The organism is Trichococcus collinsii (assembly GCF_900107505.1).
Taxonomy (GTDB): Bacteria; Bacillota; Bacilli; order Lactobacillales; family Aerococcaceae; genus Trichococcus; species Trichococcus collinsii.
Window position 1 is genome coordinate 737332 of the sequence record NZ_FNQH01000001.1, and the last position, 14316, is coordinate 751647.

Here is a 14316-nt window from a genome sequence, read left to right on the forward strand (position 1 = left end):
GTCACTCCACTTCTAGGCACACATGATCCGGATACTGTTCCGCCAGCATGGAAGCACCCAGCTCAAAAACGCCCGTTATCAAATGGCTTTCGCGCGTTGGTTTGCCTATCTCGACAGATCCGACACCAGGGTAGTCAAAATCGACTTGTGTCATCGTTTCTTCTCTGCTCGTAAGAGAATAGCCTACAGTTTGAAGTAGTGTACTGACAGCTGCACAAACGATATCTTGCCCTCTCGGCGCATAGTTCGCATGTCCTGAAACTTGGATAGTTTGGACGTTATGCATCAAGTCTTTCTTGATTCTCACTCTGATCATCTGCATCGTCCTCCTCTTCCATCTCCACATCGCTATGGCTGTTCGCTGTGCCCATCGCCTTCTGATTCAGCTTAATCTCTTCTTCTTTCTGCGCTCGGAGCATTTCCAGTATTTCCTCCGGATCATCTATATCATCTAGCCATCCTAGTGATACCAGCAGCGGGATGAACTCCTGGCTGTCGCTGATTTGTTTAATGATGTCGCTGCGGTTGATTGGAAGATTTGGTTTAAATGAGATCTTGATGCCGTCCACATCGACCGCCTCGCCCTTCAAACTCACGATATTCGCAAGCAAGCGCAAGCGTTCTGTTAACCCGTCTTCCATGTATCCGATCTTTGTGGCCAGAACCAAAAGCAATCCGAAGAGCTTGTATTTCATAGCCTCACCGGATACGTTTCCGCTGAAATTCTCGTCATTTAGGTTCGGCACGTAGGAAGTCTTGTGGAAATCGTCTATTAACGCATCAGCTAGTACCTGCACGCCGTTCTCATCGAAGGTATTAACAAGAAACTCAGCATCCCCGCCGTCTTCTTTAGCGGGTGCATTAAGTACCACATTCCCATTCATTTCATCGGGACGCTCTTCCGGCAGCGTGAACCCATACAGGACCATCACGGCCTTGATGAAGTTTTCTTTGTCCCGTATCCTGTCGGTCATCAGTTTGTTGTAGCCATCGATCTGCGGGATTTGTTGCTCAAAGTCCCCTTGTTTCTCTTCGTTGTTGCGGTATTCGGTGACCGGCACATCTTTGTAGTAGTGAAGCACTACCTTTGGCCTGTCATCCATCAAGCTGCTCTGTGTCAGCTGCATTTCTTTGCTGCGGTATGTGATCACCGCTTTTTTTGTGTAGATATTAAATTCCCAGGTGCGCACACCCTTGATGCTTTGCTTCTCTTTGTAGCGTACCGCAAACAATTTTTCGCGCTCCACAGTGTCATCCACTACCACGAACATGCCCCTAGGATCAATTGCCGCTATTTTGGGCACTGTCTTAAGCGGGTTGTCCGGATGCCGTGATAGATACTGCAATTCCAGCCCGATGCCGTACACTGAAATATCTTTGGCCAGTTCTTTGTCGTGCTTCCGGATGCGCATGGCATCCAGTGCGTCTATAATCGGATCGATATTCCCGGCTTTCGGCGGCGCGTACGATATAGGTGCACCCACAGCAAACCCGACCATCATATCAGTGACATATTTAGCATTATTCACGTAGATTTCTTCTTTTTCATGCGGCGTGCGCACATCAGCAAGCTCATTCGGCTTGTGCGGCCGCCCGTCGTAGTAGTCACTCAGCATCTGCAGCCTAGCCAGTTCCTTCTGATGCTGCTGCACACACCAGTTGATCACCTCGAAAGATGGATTAGAGATATCCCCAGCCTCTTCCCTGTCAATCGCTATTGCCATGTCTTTCCTCCTCTCTTATTTTTGGCACAAAAATAGCCGACTATGATAGCCAGCTTGGTTTTTTCGATAAAGTTGTCTGCTTTCTGTAGATGACCTTGAACACGAAGTATCTCAATGCATCCATTGCGTGGTCGTGCTCCTTGATCGGCTTATCTTCACCCTTCAAAGAGGCTTTAGCATCCCACGTATAAGATCCGAACTCTTGTATCAAGTTCTTGCATGTCCGGCTGAACTTGATAGCACCCTCGTTCATGGCTGCCGCCGTGGCGCGTATGCCGTCAATCACGTCATTTTTAGCCTTGTCCACCGTGTATCCCTCGTTTTTGAGGGCTGTGATGAAGGATGCTGCAGATGGATCCACAATGATAGTGACAGATTTCTTGTCCAAGCCGTGCTTTTCTACAAACCTGTTCATTTCTTCCACATATTCCGCATCCGTCTTCTGCCTTTGCGTCTTACGGCCGGAATAATAATACTCATCCCGCGCGTACCAGGTCTTAAAGTTCCTGCCCCATAAGAGGAAGGCGGTCGGGTTAAGTGTCCCGTAATCGACAGATATGTAGTTCTTGTCAAACCGCATGTCATCCGGTATGTCTAGTACCATAGTTTCAGGATCGAAGTTGTCGTAAATAATCCCCTCAGACATCACCCACAGGCCGAGAATGAACCTCTTGAAGAACACGCCTGAGTACATCCGCTTGTAACGATTCTTGACCTTTTCCGTCAAACTTGGATTGTCGTCCATCGTAAAGTGGATATGCAGCGCCATTTTTTCAGCTGCCTTGTCTATCCACTCAGTCTTAAACCAGTGATAGGGTCCTTCCGGGTTCATATTAAACCACAGTTTGGACCCGTCCACACTACACCGCGCCGTCGCTTGATTGACAAACGATTGTGGCATGAGCGCCGCCTCATCGAAGAAGAAGCCTGCCAGCGTGATCCCTTGTACCAGGTCTTGGGAACTCTCGTCTTTTCCACCAAACACGAAGAAATAGTTCGTCTTCCCGCCTTTAGAGATGGTCAGAATGTTGTCCGATCGATTATCATGCACCTTGTAGCCGCGGCCCCACAGGATGATTTTCAGCGTCCGCAGCACGTTCCGGCGAAATGATCCGATTGTTTTCCCGGCCATCCCGAATTGTTGACCGTCGAACTCCGTCATAGCCCACAGGATATAACTGAGTGACATGATGAGCGTCTTCCCGGCCCGTACAGAACCATCGCAGATGATGGCTTCTAGCTCCTTTAATTTCGGATGCCGCCACCACGTCAGGACCTGCATTTGTTTGTTGCTGAAAGGTGTGAATTTAAAAGATACCTTCGACCGCACGGCCCTACTCATCCAGATCACCCCATACAGTATCAAGCGATTGATCAATGGCATTCAAGAACCCATCATCATCCGTACCATCTTCACCGCCCAGCGCGTCGGCTTTAGCCTCGGCCAGTTCCAGGCGCGCTTTTTCCAGTTGGATCTGCATCAGCTCTTTGTTGATATCCTTCACATCATCACCAAAATACTTAAGTAGGACGTCCATCGCCTTGTTTCGGTCGTACAGCTTCACAGAAACGCCGTCCTTGCCTTTTTTGACCTCTTGGATGATTGAGCCGTCCACCTCATGAGCGTCTTTAAGGATGACAAACGAACGCTTGTACACTTCCACCTCTCCGGTCTTCTTATCCAAAATAGGATTACCGGCCTTGTCCACTACCTCCAGGACATCGGTGCCGAACTCCACATAATCAGTGATATCTGCAAATGCTTGTTTTACGTACTCTTGCAGCAGATCGCGAGTGTCTAGATAGATATCCTGATGCATCTGCGATTTAAGTCGATGGATTTCTTCTTTTACACGAACATTAACCAACAGCCTGGGCCCTGCGGCATTCGCCACTTTATAACTCACGTCATAGGCCTCTTGATATGCCTTCGTTGCATTGAATCTGTTTTGCAAATATAGTAGACAGAAATTTTTTTGTTTCTCGCTTAGCTCGGTATTACCGTCCAGTTCTTCGATCGCTTTCGGTGTTGCAACATTTTTTTGTTGCGTGTTGCGTGTTGCAACATTTTTCTTTGGTGTTGCATCTTTTTTGATCGGCGTTGCAGCCCGTTCCTTTTTCGTAGAACTCTTCTTTTCTTTCTTCCACCCCTCGCGGCTCTTTCGGCTGCGGGCAGTGGCGTACTTGACGCGGTACTTTTCAGCCAGATCCTTCAGGGTGGCATCTGTCTCCTCAAATTCGCGCTTTAATCCGTCCCAATCAATCAACCTCACCACCTCACATGATTATGTATTTTGGACGCAAAAAACCCACCCCGCGACGTAGATAGTCATGAGGTGGGTTTTTGAATATTCTTTTTTGGTTAGCCGCGTGTGTACTCTTGGCTACTATACTACACATTATGCTTGACAGACCTGATTATGTCAAGAATTACAGCGGTACCAACAAAAGGCGCTCCGTCGTATCCGATTTACCATCATTTATATTTATTTCTTTATATAAACTACTTTACATTGTATAAAGTACGTGATATACTTTAGTCAAGTTAAGAGAGAGGGGAAATTAAAATGATTAAAACAGAATGCATCAAACGTGATTGGGATGGCGCGAACGTATATGAGGAAATCTTGATCAGCGAGGAACTGAAAGCCCGTCTAGAACAATCCGCAGACATGAACAAGCTTTTTACTGATTTGATGACCATTAAAAGAGATTACCGCATCACCGACATCAAGTTTTATGAAGCCTTCCCCTTGATCAATCACTATGTTTTATCTGTACAGTACACAAACCCATTCCAATAAGACGCCAGGGCGGTTCATCCGCCCGATCATTTTAAATGAAGGAGGCACCCTGTTATGCATACCAAAGAAAAAAACACGCTTGAAAAAATGATTCGCGAATTCAGTTTGGTGGACTCAGAAAAACGAATGCTAGATAAATACCAATGGTTTGCCCTCGCGAGTGGCATCCGCGATGAGGATCTTACTTTAAAACTCATGTTGCAAATTTTCGCAGAACGTCATTAAGGAGGATTTTGAAATGAAATACTGGTATGAATTGATTCACAGACCCATCGACCTGCACACCCAACCATCCGGCTACACCGATATCGATCGGGACCACATTAATCGCAGTGGTTTCCCGTTCGGAAAGGTGGCCTATGATCACCCGCTATCCCAGCAGGATCTTTTCCATTACGACATGGCGCCGCTGCCCCTATCTGATTATGTATGCATCGAGAATATGAAACCGTCCTTCTTTTCAGCCAACCGGATCAAGATGACCATCGACGTGCTCAACTACTTGGTTCAAAATGAGTTGCTGACAGCCATCTACATCGAGGGCCACCACGGCTTGCATGTCAATATCGAAGAAATGAAGGAATATGCCCGGGATAACTTCGAGGATCTAAAAAGAATTTACAAGGAATTGAAAAAAACGAAGTAAATCACTTGCGTATATATAAAGTACGGTATATAATGTAATTAAGATAAAGAAACGAAATAAGCCGCCGGGAAACCGGCGCACACATTGAGGAGGAAAATAAAATGTTGAAATTAAGCGTTGTAAATCATGGGGAAGTCGATTTCGAAAAGGAATTCGCGGCCGCTGCTGGCATTATTGCTTACCTGAACGAGAACACGGAAGAGCTTTTTGGATGGATCCTGGAGAACGAACCGGATGCGGTTTTACCAGATTTCTCGGAAGCCTCCACATTGGATCAAGTTGAACGAATTTTGAAGGATTATGACTACAGCTGGTGGACAGTGCAGATCGAAGAGGAGGAAGCTACAATGTTAAACGAAAATCAAAGTTTGGAACAAATCATCGAACTGAAAGAAACGATTGACCGCAGCCGCCGGGGGTTGCCTGTTATAGCAATCTACGAAAACAAAGCCGAGATACTTAAGACTCTCGAAGCCACAGGCGACGAAGATGTAAATTGGGCGGAATACGTAGCGGATGCCTACTCAGATTTTGAGGATGATGAAAAAATCATTGAGGTCAATCTCGGCAATGGCCTTCCTGAGAAATTCCACGCTCACGAATTCAAAGCGATTGATGAGTATACCGATCAAAAATAGCAAGCAAGGGGGCTTTGCCCTCTTTTTGCATCAGAGAGGAATGGCGAACATGGAAAGCGAAACAATGCGGGAATTGATCAAAAAACTTTTGGATAGCGATGTCAGCGCGTACCGGATCGGGAAAGAAGCCGACATAGCGACAGCCATCATCTTGAATCTTAGAAACGGCAAACGCGAGGTTGACAACATTTCTCTTGCTACGGCCGAGAAAATGGCGGCTTATCAGCAAAAAATAGACAACGCATAGGAGGATGGCCTTGAAGGATTTGGATCTAATCGGCAAGGAGTTTGGTAGGCTTAAGGTGATCGAACGTTCGCCGAGCAAAAACGGACGATCGCAATGGTTGTGTCAATGCAGCTGCGGCAATGTCATAGTTGTCCCGGCGAGCTACCTCACCACCGACGACACGCAGTCGTGCGGCTGCCTCAAAAAAGAGCAAGAGCAAATAAATCTCCGTGAGAAATACGATTCCAAGCGCGTGGATGACGTCGCAGTACAGTTGTTTAAAGGTCAGGAGCCGAGATCCGACAGCACAACGGGGTACCGCGGTGTCCTGAGATACTACACCAGGGTGTCAAAAGAGGAAAGGTTTAAAGCTTGGATCACAGTAGCAGGTAAGAAGTATTACAAAGCCGGATTCCTGACGGCCGAGGATGCGTACATGATCGGCAGGAAGGACCTAGAAGAAAAGTATATACCAAAAAAGCCTTCACTCGATTAAGAGTGGGGCTTTTTTGGTATGTATATTTTTTTCGTGATGCGGCATGCTCCGAGAGCCACCTCTTCGCGACTCGCAACAACGGCCGATCTGTCAGCCCATAAGCTTTAATTTTCGTGCTAATCTATTCAGAAAAGCGTTCTCGCTAACTCTTATCGCTGCAACGGTCAATCCCAGCTGCTCCGACACATCCGCTTGACAAAGTTGTTCGAAGTATCTCAGCTTTACGACGTTTTGCACATCCTTGTTAAACTGACTCAGCGTTATCTCGATCGCATTTTTGTGCATAAGCAGATTGTTAATCCCCTCGTCATCCATGATTTTCACCGCAACGGCTTCGGTCGGCCGCCCCACTTCGCTTCCGCGTATGCCTCCAGTATTTTCATCCACTCTCATGCTGTCAGGATTCAGGATGCTTTCTCTTCTTTTGTGTATTTCCTTTTCCAAAGAAGGGTATTCCCGCAAAACGCCCTTCAGGTAATCTCTTGTATAATTCTTCACCCTGTCCCTCCTGATTCGCGCCCTTTCGTGCCTGGGCTGTTGTGATAATTGTACCTGCATTAATATTTAACCGATTATCGTTTCCAACTCTTCGTGCGTCATGTAGCCCATATACTGCAAGTCCAATTCATCTATCACTTTATATGTCAATTCGTTTGTATAGCCGATATACCATTCGTTCCGCGCGTTGTGCTTGAAATCCCACGCCTCAGCATACACCAGCCGCTTCTTCTTCCTTGCCCGATAGATATGATACACGGTCAGCCCTCCTTGGATTCAAATAAATATCTTGCCTTCTGTCTGAATTGCGCTTTTATCTGTTTTTCGTCAGTCAGTTTCAACTGATGGAATAATTTTTCGTGTTGCGGACAAAAGTCGTGCCCGACGTGTTCAGTTGCACAACCATCACACATAGGCAAGTCGCACGTTTCCAATCTCCCTTGATTCTTGAAATCTTGGAAATCCCTGTAAAAAATCGTACTGTGGTAATCTATTATGAAATCGCATAGGCGAGTAGCTGATTTTTTGCCGCACACTCCGCAAGGGTTCTTGAATATATCAGGATCATTCATCCCTATACCTCCGAGCCTTTACAAAACTGGCAGCTTGTTCCGCAACGCAGCCACTCCTCGCTGCCTTCCGCATACCCGGGATCGTCCTTGTACCCGCCATATTTATGGATGAGGACGTTAATGCATCTTTCGCAAGAGGTTGCAGCAATGATGATTGCTTCGTTTAACGTGTACTCTCCGGCATTGGCGATATTAAGAACTAACCCTTGATTCCAAGTTTCGTTCGCTCTCATGATCTCTTTGCAACGAGTGTTTGCGGTATCATCTATTTTCAGGTAGGAGGTTGTCAATTGGAACGGGAACCGCGAGACTTGAATGTGCGGGCCATCAAACATTGGGGGCGTCCAATCTGTTTTATTCGTTTCGATTACTTTTCCATCCATGTCCTCATACCACAATGTCTTCAGATGTTTTTCTCTATCAATTTTCATTCAACTTCCTCCCATCTAAAAAAGTGAATATCATCATCTATCCTCTTGTACAAATTTCCGTCAGTGATCTTAAACAACGTTGTTACGCCATTCTTTTTTGTTGCATACAGATCATGCTTGATGTAAACAACATCGCCATAAAGCGCCTTTAACTTATCGACTGCCTCTTGTCTGGTCATTTTTCGCCCCTCACAGTCTTTTGACTACGGTTGTTGTGATGCATCGCGCGTTTGTCCGGCGCATGCCCATAACCTTCGACGCGTTCACGATCAAATCCATACTTGTGATTTATACCGCGCGTCTTTGCCTTTTTCCCGATCCGCTCATTTCTGACAACGTGGTGTGCGCCATCATCTGACTGGATGATTACTGTATTTATATTCTCGCGGACAACGTGTCCTTTTATTATTTCCCCGTAGATGTTGACCGCCTCCGTCACTGGTTCCATCTCTTTTCCCCACTCTCCAATTATTTCTTTTTCCGCTTGGTCAATAACCAACAACGCGACTTCTGACTCGCTGCATCCAAGCCTTTGCGCGATATCCGCTATCGGCACCCGTGTCATCCACATAGTCCTGAACGCAACCAATTCAGCTTCAGCCCATTCTAATTTCAATCCTTCAAGAATTCGCATCCAGCACCATCCTCGCGTTCCCAAGGCGGATTTATTTTATACAATTTTGAAACTTCCCTGTTCAGCGATCGGACCATACTTTCTAAAACAACGGCCTTCATCCCAACTGATACTTGTTTTCTTTTTGCTGGCTTGACACACGTAAGCCCTAAACTGCGATTATCGTAAATCGTATAAACGCCAACATCGTATAGGCTCCAACGAAAATCTTTGTCTTTGCTCAATTCGTCCCACAAAGTTTGGGGCATGACGTAGTAATTGAAATCTCCGATAAACGTCTTTTTGGCCAGACTGTTGAAATCTGATTTGCTCACTTTGATTTCATAACAATAAACCTCGCCTTTGGTGTTATAGGTTATAAAGTCAACGCGTTCCACCCCGCCGCGATAATCACCGTTGAAGCCTATGGAAACCTCGAAGCATCCGAAGGTGCCCATTTTTCTATTTTTTACCCATAACGCATGCTCAACCTGCTTTGTTATATCCGTTTTCATCAGTTACCTCCTAAAACGGAAGCGAATCATCATCGATATTAATTTCTTCGCCATGACTACCAAATGGATCCGGCGTATTGTTGAAATCGTTGTATGCGCTCCGCTTCTGCTCCTGTTGGCGTTCGCGCGTACTTTCCCGCGGCCGCTGCTCCGTCGTTTGCTTCGGCTCCAACAAGGTGAAGTTATCCGCAACGATTTCTGTCACGTATACACGTTTCCCGTCATTTCCCTCGTAATTCCGCGTTTGAATTCTTCCTGTGATACCGACCAATGCGCCTTTGCGTGTGAAGTTTGCAAAATTCTCAGCTGACTTTCTCCAAATGACGCAATTGATGAAATCCGCTTCCCGTTCGCCTGCCTGATTCGTGAACTGTCTATTTACCGCAAGAGAGAACGTCCCGACTGCCGTTCCTGTTGATGTATAGCGTAAATCGACATCTTTTGTTAACCTGCCAACTAACACAACTGTATTTATACTCATCTGATTTCCTCCAGTTCCGCCCAGAATTCGCCTCCGGATTTCAACGGAATTTTCTTGTATAGCTTTCCCCTATCCAACATAAAGCGATATTCTTTATCCGAGTTAATCGCACGGATCAAATAACTTTTTCTTAACCGAGATATTCTTTTTGTTTTCCAAACCGTGTAGCCCAGTCCTTTTATAAGCTGTAGCGCTTCATCGAGTTTCATTGCTTCCCTCCTTGTGTTCTTGGTTCAACCTATCCAACTCTGCAACGACTTCTAGCAAGCACGCACTATCAAAAACATTTCCGAAATTTGTATGAAATGTGTATTTTCTCCAAGATGCAAACCATCTTATTTGTCCTAAAGCTGATCCAGTTGCATTATTAACGACGCTTATGATCTTGGTCTTGCCGCTTGGGCTTTTGCTGAGTTCGCGAAATTCCAAATATTTATTTTTCATCCCTGGCCTACCCCAATTCGTTCCAAAAACGCTTTTTCAGTTTGAAATGCCAAAGGGTTGTACAAATCGATTCCCGTCCACCCCTCACCCGTTCCCTCATCCTCATCGAAATCGTAATACATAAATTCATATGGATTCTTTTTGCTTCCACAAGGTACCATAGCAGAATAAGAGTTGTATGTCGGTACGCCCTTGAATGTGTAGGTCTGTGGCATGTAATCGACTATCTTGTCAGTTAATTCGCCATTTTCGTCCGCTGCGTACAACGGTCCAGCGTAACGCATGATGTCGTCTGTGTTAGCCCAAAGAATCGGACCACGCTTTTTTATCTTTTTCCATAACTGGCGTTTATTCATTCTTTTTCCTCCTCAGGTTTAAGTGCATCAGCTAAGCTCTGAAAGAAATCAGCAAGTCCGTTTCTTATTTCGTTAACCGCTGTTTCGACAAGTCCCGGCATGCTAACGAAGAAATTATTAAATCCGGCAATCTCTTTTTTTGTATGGTATTTCGGTCCGTAGTTCCGGATGTAGTGCCGATCTTCCAGGCTCAAAATCATGCCGCGCTCTTTATTGATTTTCGCGCGCTTCACTCTCTTTTTGATCTGACGTTTATTCATTAGCTGCCCGCCTTGAGATAACCGATATCAGCTGCAAACGATCTTATTTCCACCATTTCAGACTGCAAATATCCCCAATACGGGCAATACAAACCGCCATAACCATTTTTCCCATTTACGCATCTGCCTGTCCGTATGAATTCACTAAATTCCAGGATTAAAGATTGCATTGTCCCGCCATGGGAAAAACCCCTATCGAAATATCTTGGACCATATGCGTAAATGTATTCTTTAGTGTAGTCGTCTACGAAATAGGTGCGGTTATTTTTCAATTCAAAATGAGCGATAAATCCGTCTTTTTCGTTGAAGAAAAACCTTCTGCCTACTGAAGATATTTTAGTTATTAATTTGTTAACCGTTTCCAGTCGCTGCTCTTTAGTTTCATTCACCTCTCATTCCTCCTCCAACGCGATGATTGTCATGATGCAGTAGTTCGCGCAATCCATAAGCGTGTCTTTTATCGATTCCTCGGCAACACGCTGCTCTTTTGTACTTAGGCTTTGCAATCTGTTTACCTTGTCCGTAATGCGCGTAACGGCTGAAATTATGCCCAATTTGCGATACGTCTCTCGGAAGCTGTCGCCATAGTCGTGATTCTTTGCTTCGTAGATGGCGGTCAGCTCTTCAGTGATTTCTTTGTGCCGCATTACTTTCGAATCTTCCGGTAGGTCGTCCGGTTCATCGGACGAATCAGTTTTTAATATCTTCATGCCGCCGCCCTCTCTCGTGTGCATGCTGAAACCGAATGGCGATTGTGGATACGGGTACGCCTCGAGCATTTCATCATTCCAGCTCCACTTTCCATCATCTATTGCCAATCTATAACAATCTGACAAAACCACTTCTACAAGCGTTTTAGTGCCGCTGTATTTTAGCATTTCGTCACAAACCCAATATTCTGAAGCTTCTGGCAACACCTCACGAATCTTAACCTTATCGCCCACTTTAAATCTCATCACTTCTACCTCCCTCCACAAACTTGTTAATCAACAGATTCAACATAATTTTTTCTGTTAATTCAAGCCGATCGTAAGCCGTACAATACGAAATAGTTAGCCCGCCGTTTCTTTTTAACCAAAATTCGGCAAAAGCTTCGTACTGCTGCATGATTACGTATCGATCGTTTTCAATCTTCCCAATCCGAAAATTATTATTGCTCAGCATATCGCTTAGCGCCTTGTTCTTTTGTTCCTCGCTCATTACCCCTAAAAGGGCGTTTATGATATTCATGGTCGCAACTCCTTCCAGTTTGTGATGATGATATTCCCCTTTACATCAGGAGCGTTTTCCTGCAGGTGTGCTGCAATTTCGCTCAAAACCCGCGCGTTAACGCCTTTGTAGTTTTTTACCCGGAGCGTTGTGTATCCTGACCCATTTTGAAATTTGTAAGCAACGAATAACCGCATGGCGCTTTTTCTTCCGTATACCATCCCTCTACCTCCTAAAATCTAGTAACAATACCATTACAATAGCGATTGCCAGTAGTTCTGCGATTAGTGGTGGATTCATTCTGTAACCTCTGGCAGCATTTCTGGATTCTCGTAAATGTTTCCAATGACCTTCAGTTCTTCAGACAGCCGTTCCCATTCGTGCAATGGATCGTAAGGACCTTCGAACGTCTGTACCTGGAAGGCATAATCCTTCTTAACGACCACTCCCCTATCCATGATGGTTTTCAGTTCGCCATCAAGCAGTTCAAAAACGGCTTCAATGATGTCGCCTTCAAATACTTCTTTTCCGTGCGAATCTTTCTTCAGGCCTGTGTATTGTCTGAGCGTGCAATGACTACCTGCCCAACCTGTATGCATGCATCCATCAGAAACGCGGATGCCGCCTTCTAAAAAATCGATAGTATCCACGAGTGTCGTCAGCTTCGAATTATGCCAATAAGCTTTGTATTTAACTTCGCACATCATTAATACTTCCCTTCTCGTTTTTCCAGTAACGTGACGCCAGTCTCTTCCAGGATCGTATTGTTCAAATCATCGAGGTCTACGTAGTCGTTCTCGTATGCCTCATACAAGTTGAGCATGTTTTCCATGAACCGATTCAACCGCGCTTTGCCGAAGCCAAACTTGTCACGCAGCGTTAGAAGCGGAAAGCCCATCATCATGAGAAAGGCTTTCTTTGTGGCTTCCATGGTGGCGTCTTTTTTGATTTTCTAGATCTGCGCAGCGGTCAATGTGTAAACCGCTTGGCTTTTCTTCGAGTCACGTTCCAAGCGTCTGCGTTCTTCGCGGGATAGCTCCGTCCGGGGCAGATGACGCTTGACGACTTTATCTGTGTAGGATCTCATTCCGGCACCTCCTCGCCTTCCTCTTCCGTGTTCCAAACGTCGATATGCTTTGGTCTAATGTGTTTCAGACTATCTACAAATCTCTCATTGGCAGAATCCTCATCCTCCGCTTCCACCCATTGTTGAAGAACCAAGTAGTATTTATTCATTCCGCTTCCTCCTCGCGGTGACATTCGTCGTAAAAAATGAATGCATGGTGTTCGGGTTCGTTATTTTGAAGTGAAGTTGTGTTAATTTTAATATCAGTTATGACTTTCGTTTGATCCGCGATAAAGTCATTCACTAACTTTTGGAAGAAAGGCTGCACACTTGAAATTACTTTTACTTTTGGAACTATTTTTACATTCATCACACTTCCTCCTTATCCGAAAGCGGCCCGTAAAGCAAATAGGCCGCCACTTCAAGCTCTCTCATATTACGCAGGCGATTCCTCCACAATTTGAATTCATCTGAAGGCGGAAGCCAATCGTCACCACAACCAAACTCAAATGCTTTTTTGCACTCTTCTTCGTCATCAGCAAGTATGAACTTCAGGCACCCGAGAAATGATAAGCCATATTCTTGAAACTCCCAGAAGTGAGCGATTCGATCTTTTGCGCACTGCGGCATAATCATTTCCGGCGGCTTAGCTTCGCCACCAGAAACCGTCCACCCATAAACGTTTTGAATGCTTTTTTCTATTTCCGAGATCGTATCCTTATTCATTCCGCTTCCTCCTGAATTTCTACCAAAGCAGTAACAAGTGACACGTACAAATTTTTAAACGATTCTAGCGTTAGGCAATCCAAAACCTCCAAGTTAGCAGCATGTTCGTTGATTAATTCATTTAAGCCGTTCATTCCGCAGGCACTTCCTTCGCACTGGTCCATTTAGCTTTCAACCGATCAATTTCTTTGTAAAAATCATCGAAGGTGGCAAAGTCGTAGATACCTAAACAAGTAACCGAACTCCCATCGAAAAAGAAAGCGCCCGTATCGCTGAACTTGATGTTCTCCAGTTTGGTTTTCTTGTTTCTGAATTTTGTGAATGTAAGTGAGTATTCCCCTTCTTTGTTTCTAACCAAAAGGACGTTGACTCTTTCTGGAAATACATATCCTAAACCTGCTAATTTTTCTTCAGTCATTATTCGTTTCCTCCTCTTTATCAATGTGTTCAACGGTTCCGCCAATCTCCTTGGCTACACTAAGCGCTTGATTGCTATTTTGGAACAACCTCGCTGCGTACTTCGCGCCAGGCGAATCGTCAACGATCATGAGAGCGTCATCACCAAGCCATCTTGAAAAATACAAGTTCCCTACCCTTACTCTGCATTTCAT

The 14316-nt window shown here is 45.2% G+C and carries 33 protein-coding genes; 6 read left to right on the plus strand and 27 right to left on the minus strand.

Translation table 11 applies throughout. From position 1 onward, the window contains the following. Window position 1: 1 nt before the first annotated feature. From BLV66_RS03500 to BLV66_RS03515, 4 genes are read right to left on the minus strand one after another with little or no spacing between them, the layout of a single operon-like run. Window positions 2–316: a ribosomal-processing cysteine protease Prp gene (locus BLV66_RS03500; RefSeq protein ID WP_086986760.1), complete on the minus strand. Its 315-nt coding sequence runs from the start codon at window positions 314–316 to the stop codon at window positions 2–4. Continuing rightward, on the minus strand, window positions 279–1724 hold the full coding sequence (locus tag BLV66_RS03505; protein WP_086986761.1) for a phage portal protein: 1446 nt from the start codon (window positions 1722–1724) through the stop codon (window positions 279–281). Before BLV66_RS03505 ends, BLV66_RS03500 begins: the two co-directional genes overlap by 38 nt. Window positions 1725–1764: 40 nt before the next feature. Next, on the minus strand, window positions 1765–3066 hold the full coding sequence (locus tag BLV66_RS03510; protein WP_086986762.1) for a PBSX family phage terminase large subunit: 1302 nt from the start codon (window positions 3064–3066) through the stop codon (window positions 1765–1767). Further along, window positions 3059–3991, minus strand: a complete 933-nt coding sequence (locus tag BLV66_RS03515) for a terminase small subunit (RefSeq protein ID WP_086986763.1) — start codon at window positions 3989–3991, stop codon at window positions 3059–3061. Before BLV66_RS03515 ends, BLV66_RS03510 begins: the two co-directional genes overlap by 8 nt. Before the next feature lie 300 nt (window positions 3992–4291). Here BLV66_RS03515 and BLV66_RS03520 point away from each other — a divergent pair, with 300 nt between their 5' ends. The 6 genes from BLV66_RS03520 to BLV66_RS03540 all read left to right on the plus strand — a co-directional run bounded on the left by BLV66_RS03520 (window position 4292) and on the right by BLV66_RS03540 (window position 6534). Continuing rightward, complete coding sequence (locus BLV66_RS03520; RefSeq protein ID WP_086986764.1) at window positions 4292–4528, plus strand: hypothetical protein; 237 nt, start codon at window positions 4292–4294, stop codon at window positions 4526–4528. A 54-nt stretch (window positions 4529–4582) separates the two neighbouring features. Then, window positions 4583–4753, plus strand: coding sequence for a hypothetical protein (locus BLV66_RS15500; RefSeq protein ID WP_176974107.1), 171 nt, complete (start codon window positions 4583–4585; stop codon window positions 4751–4753). 13 nt (window positions 4754–4766) lie between these two features. Beyond that, entirely contained in the window at window positions 4767–5174 is a 408-nt protein-coding gene (locus tag BLV66_RS03525) for a hypothetical protein (RefSeq protein WP_086986765.1), read from the plus strand. A 101-nt stretch (window positions 5175–5275) separates the two neighbouring features. Next, the gene (locus BLV66_RS03530; RefSeq protein ID WP_086986766.1) at window positions 5276–5812 is read left to right on the plus strand and encodes a hypothetical protein; all 537 of its coding nucleotides are present in this window, start codon (window positions 5276–5278) and stop codon (window positions 5810–5812) included. A gap of 49 nt (window positions 5813–5861) precedes the next feature. Next, complete coding sequence (locus BLV66_RS03535) at window positions 5862–6059, plus strand: XRE family transcriptional regulator (RefSeq protein ID WP_218131789.1); 198 nt, start codon at window positions 5862–5864, stop codon at window positions 6057–6059. Window positions 6060–6069: 10 nt separating this feature from the next. Next, complete coding sequence (locus BLV66_RS03540; protein WP_086986767.1) at window positions 6070–6534, plus strand: hypothetical protein; 465 nt, start codon at window positions 6070–6072, stop codon at window positions 6532–6534. 90 nt (window positions 6535–6624) lie between these two features. On the opposite strand, the gene BLV66_RS03545 is transcribed toward BLV66_RS03540, so the two are convergent. From BLV66_RS03545 to BLV66_RS03650, 23 genes are all read right to left on the minus strand, one after another. Then, window positions 6625–7032, minus strand: coding sequence for a DUF722 domain-containing protein (locus BLV66_RS03545; protein ID WP_176974108.1), 408 nt, complete (start codon window positions 7030–7032; stop codon window positions 6625–6627). Window positions 7033–7098: 66 nt separating this feature from the next. Beyond that, on the minus strand, window positions 7099–7290 hold the full coding sequence (locus tag BLV66_RS03550; protein WP_086986769.1) for a hypothetical protein: 192 nt from the start codon (window positions 7288–7290) through the stop codon (window positions 7099–7101). 2 nt (window positions 7291–7292) lie between these two features. After that, entirely contained in the window at window positions 7293–7604 is a 312-nt protein-coding gene (locus BLV66_RS03555) for a hypothetical protein (RefSeq protein ID WP_086986770.1), read from the minus strand. A gap of 2 nt (window positions 7605–7606) precedes the next feature. Further along, window positions 7607–8035 (minus strand): hypothetical protein, encoded by a 429-nt coding sequence (locus BLV66_RS03560; RefSeq protein WP_086986771.1) that lies wholly within the window; start codon window positions 8033–8035, stop codon window positions 7607–7609. Continuing rightward, window positions 8032–8214, minus strand: a complete 183-nt coding sequence (locus BLV66_RS03565) for a hypothetical protein (RefSeq protein WP_086986772.1) — start codon at window positions 8212–8214, stop codon at window positions 8032–8034. The genes BLV66_RS03560 and BLV66_RS03565 overlap by 4 nt, the downstream gene beginning before the upstream one ends. Next, window positions 8211–8669 (minus strand): hypothetical protein, encoded by a 459-nt coding sequence (locus tag BLV66_RS03570; RefSeq protein ID WP_086986773.1) that lies wholly within the window; start codon window positions 8667–8669, stop codon window positions 8211–8213. The genes BLV66_RS03565 and BLV66_RS03570 overlap by 4 nt, the downstream gene beginning before the upstream one ends. Continuing rightward, window positions 8648–9163, minus strand: a complete 516-nt coding sequence (locus BLV66_RS03575; RefSeq protein ID WP_086986774.1) for a hypothetical protein — start codon at window positions 9161–9163, stop codon at window positions 8648–8650. The genes BLV66_RS03570 and BLV66_RS03575 overlap by 22 nt, the downstream gene beginning before the upstream one ends. 10 nt (window positions 9164–9173) lie before the next feature. Beyond that, entirely contained in the window at window positions 9174–9644 is a 471-nt protein-coding gene (gene ssb, locus BLV66_RS03580) for a single-stranded DNA-binding protein (protein WP_086986775.1), read from the minus strand. Next, a complete protein-coding gene (locus BLV66_RS03585) occupies window positions 9641–9853 on the minus strand; it encodes a hypothetical protein (protein ID WP_086986776.1) in 213 nt (70 codons plus the stop codon). Before BLV66_RS03585 ends, ssb begins: the two co-directional genes overlap by 4 nt. Window positions 9854–10084: 231 nt before the next feature. After that, the gene (locus tag BLV66_RS03595) at window positions 10085–10444 is read right to left on the minus strand and encodes a hypothetical protein (protein ID WP_086986778.1); all 360 of its coding nucleotides are present in this window, start codon (window positions 10442–10444) and stop codon (window positions 10085–10087) included. Next, window positions 10441–10704 (minus strand): hypothetical protein, encoded by a 264-nt coding sequence (locus BLV66_RS03600; protein WP_086986779.1) that lies wholly within the window; start codon window positions 10702–10704, stop codon window positions 10441–10443. Before BLV66_RS03600 ends, BLV66_RS03595 begins: the two co-directional genes overlap by 4 nt. Then, on the minus strand, window positions 10704–11093 hold the full coding sequence (locus tag BLV66_RS03605; RefSeq protein WP_086986780.1) for a YoqU family phage-derived protein: 390 nt from the start codon (window positions 11091–11093) through the stop codon (window positions 10704–10706). The genes BLV66_RS03600 and BLV66_RS03605 overlap by 1 nt, the downstream gene beginning before the upstream one ends. A 3-nt stretch (window positions 11094–11096) precedes the next feature. Continuing rightward, the gene (locus BLV66_RS15730) at window positions 11097–11660 is read right to left on the minus strand and encodes a DUF1599 domain-containing protein (protein WP_245826707.1); all 564 of its coding nucleotides are present in this window, start codon (window positions 11658–11660) and stop codon (window positions 11097–11099) included. After that, a complete protein-coding gene (locus BLV66_RS03615) occupies window positions 11650–11934 on the minus strand; it encodes a hypothetical protein (RefSeq protein ID WP_086986781.1) in 285 nt (94 codons plus the stop codon). The genes BLV66_RS15730 and BLV66_RS03615 overlap by 11 nt, the downstream gene beginning before the upstream one ends. Further along, entirely contained in the window at window positions 11931–12134 is a 204-nt protein-coding gene (locus BLV66_RS03620; RefSeq protein ID WP_086986782.1) for a protein kinase family protein, read from the minus strand. The genes BLV66_RS03615 and BLV66_RS03620 overlap by 4 nt, the downstream gene beginning before the upstream one ends. Before the next feature lie 75 nt (window positions 12135–12209). Continuing rightward, window positions 12210–12620, minus strand: a complete 411-nt coding sequence (locus tag BLV66_RS03625; RefSeq protein WP_086986783.1) for a YopX family protein — start codon at window positions 12618–12620, stop codon at window positions 12210–12212. Then, window positions 12620–12844, minus strand: coding sequence for a hypothetical protein (locus tag BLV66_RS03630; RefSeq protein WP_086986784.1), 225 nt, complete (start codon window positions 12842–12844; stop codon window positions 12620–12622). The genes BLV66_RS03625 and BLV66_RS03630 overlap by 1 nt, the downstream gene beginning before the upstream one ends. Before the next feature lie 21 nt (window positions 12845–12865). Beyond that, the gene (locus BLV66_RS15735; protein ID WP_256327590.1) at window positions 12866–13000 is read right to left on the minus strand and encodes a hypothetical protein; all 135 of its coding nucleotides are present in this window, start codon (window positions 12998–13000) and stop codon (window positions 12866–12868) included. Next, window positions 12997–13149, minus strand: a complete 153-nt coding sequence (locus BLV66_RS15505) for a hypothetical protein (RefSeq protein ID WP_176974109.1) — start codon at window positions 13147–13149, stop codon at window positions 12997–12999. The genes BLV66_RS15735 and BLV66_RS15505 overlap by 4 nt, the downstream gene beginning before the upstream one ends. Further along, on the minus strand, window positions 13146–13349 hold the full coding sequence (locus tag BLV66_RS03635; RefSeq protein ID WP_086986785.1) for a hypothetical protein: 204 nt from the start codon (window positions 13347–13349) through the stop codon (window positions 13146–13148). The genes BLV66_RS15505 and BLV66_RS03635 overlap by 4 nt, the downstream gene beginning before the upstream one ends. Then, a complete protein-coding gene (locus BLV66_RS03640; protein WP_086986786.1) occupies window positions 13349–13705 on the minus strand; it encodes a hypothetical protein in 357 nt (118 codons plus the stop codon). The genes BLV66_RS03635 and BLV66_RS03640 overlap by 1 nt, the downstream gene beginning before the upstream one ends. 130 nt (window positions 13706–13835) lie before the next feature. Next, the gene (locus tag BLV66_RS03645) at window positions 13836–14123 is read right to left on the minus strand and encodes a hypothetical protein (protein ID WP_086986787.1); all 288 of its coding nucleotides are present in this window, start codon (window positions 14121–14123) and stop codon (window positions 13836–13838) included. Then, the gene (locus tag BLV66_RS03650; RefSeq protein WP_086986788.1) at window positions 14116–14316 is read right to left on the minus strand and encodes a hypothetical protein; all 201 of its coding nucleotides are present in this window, start codon (window positions 14314–14316) and stop codon (window positions 14116–14118) included. The genes BLV66_RS03645 and BLV66_RS03650 overlap by 8 nt, the downstream gene beginning before the upstream one ends.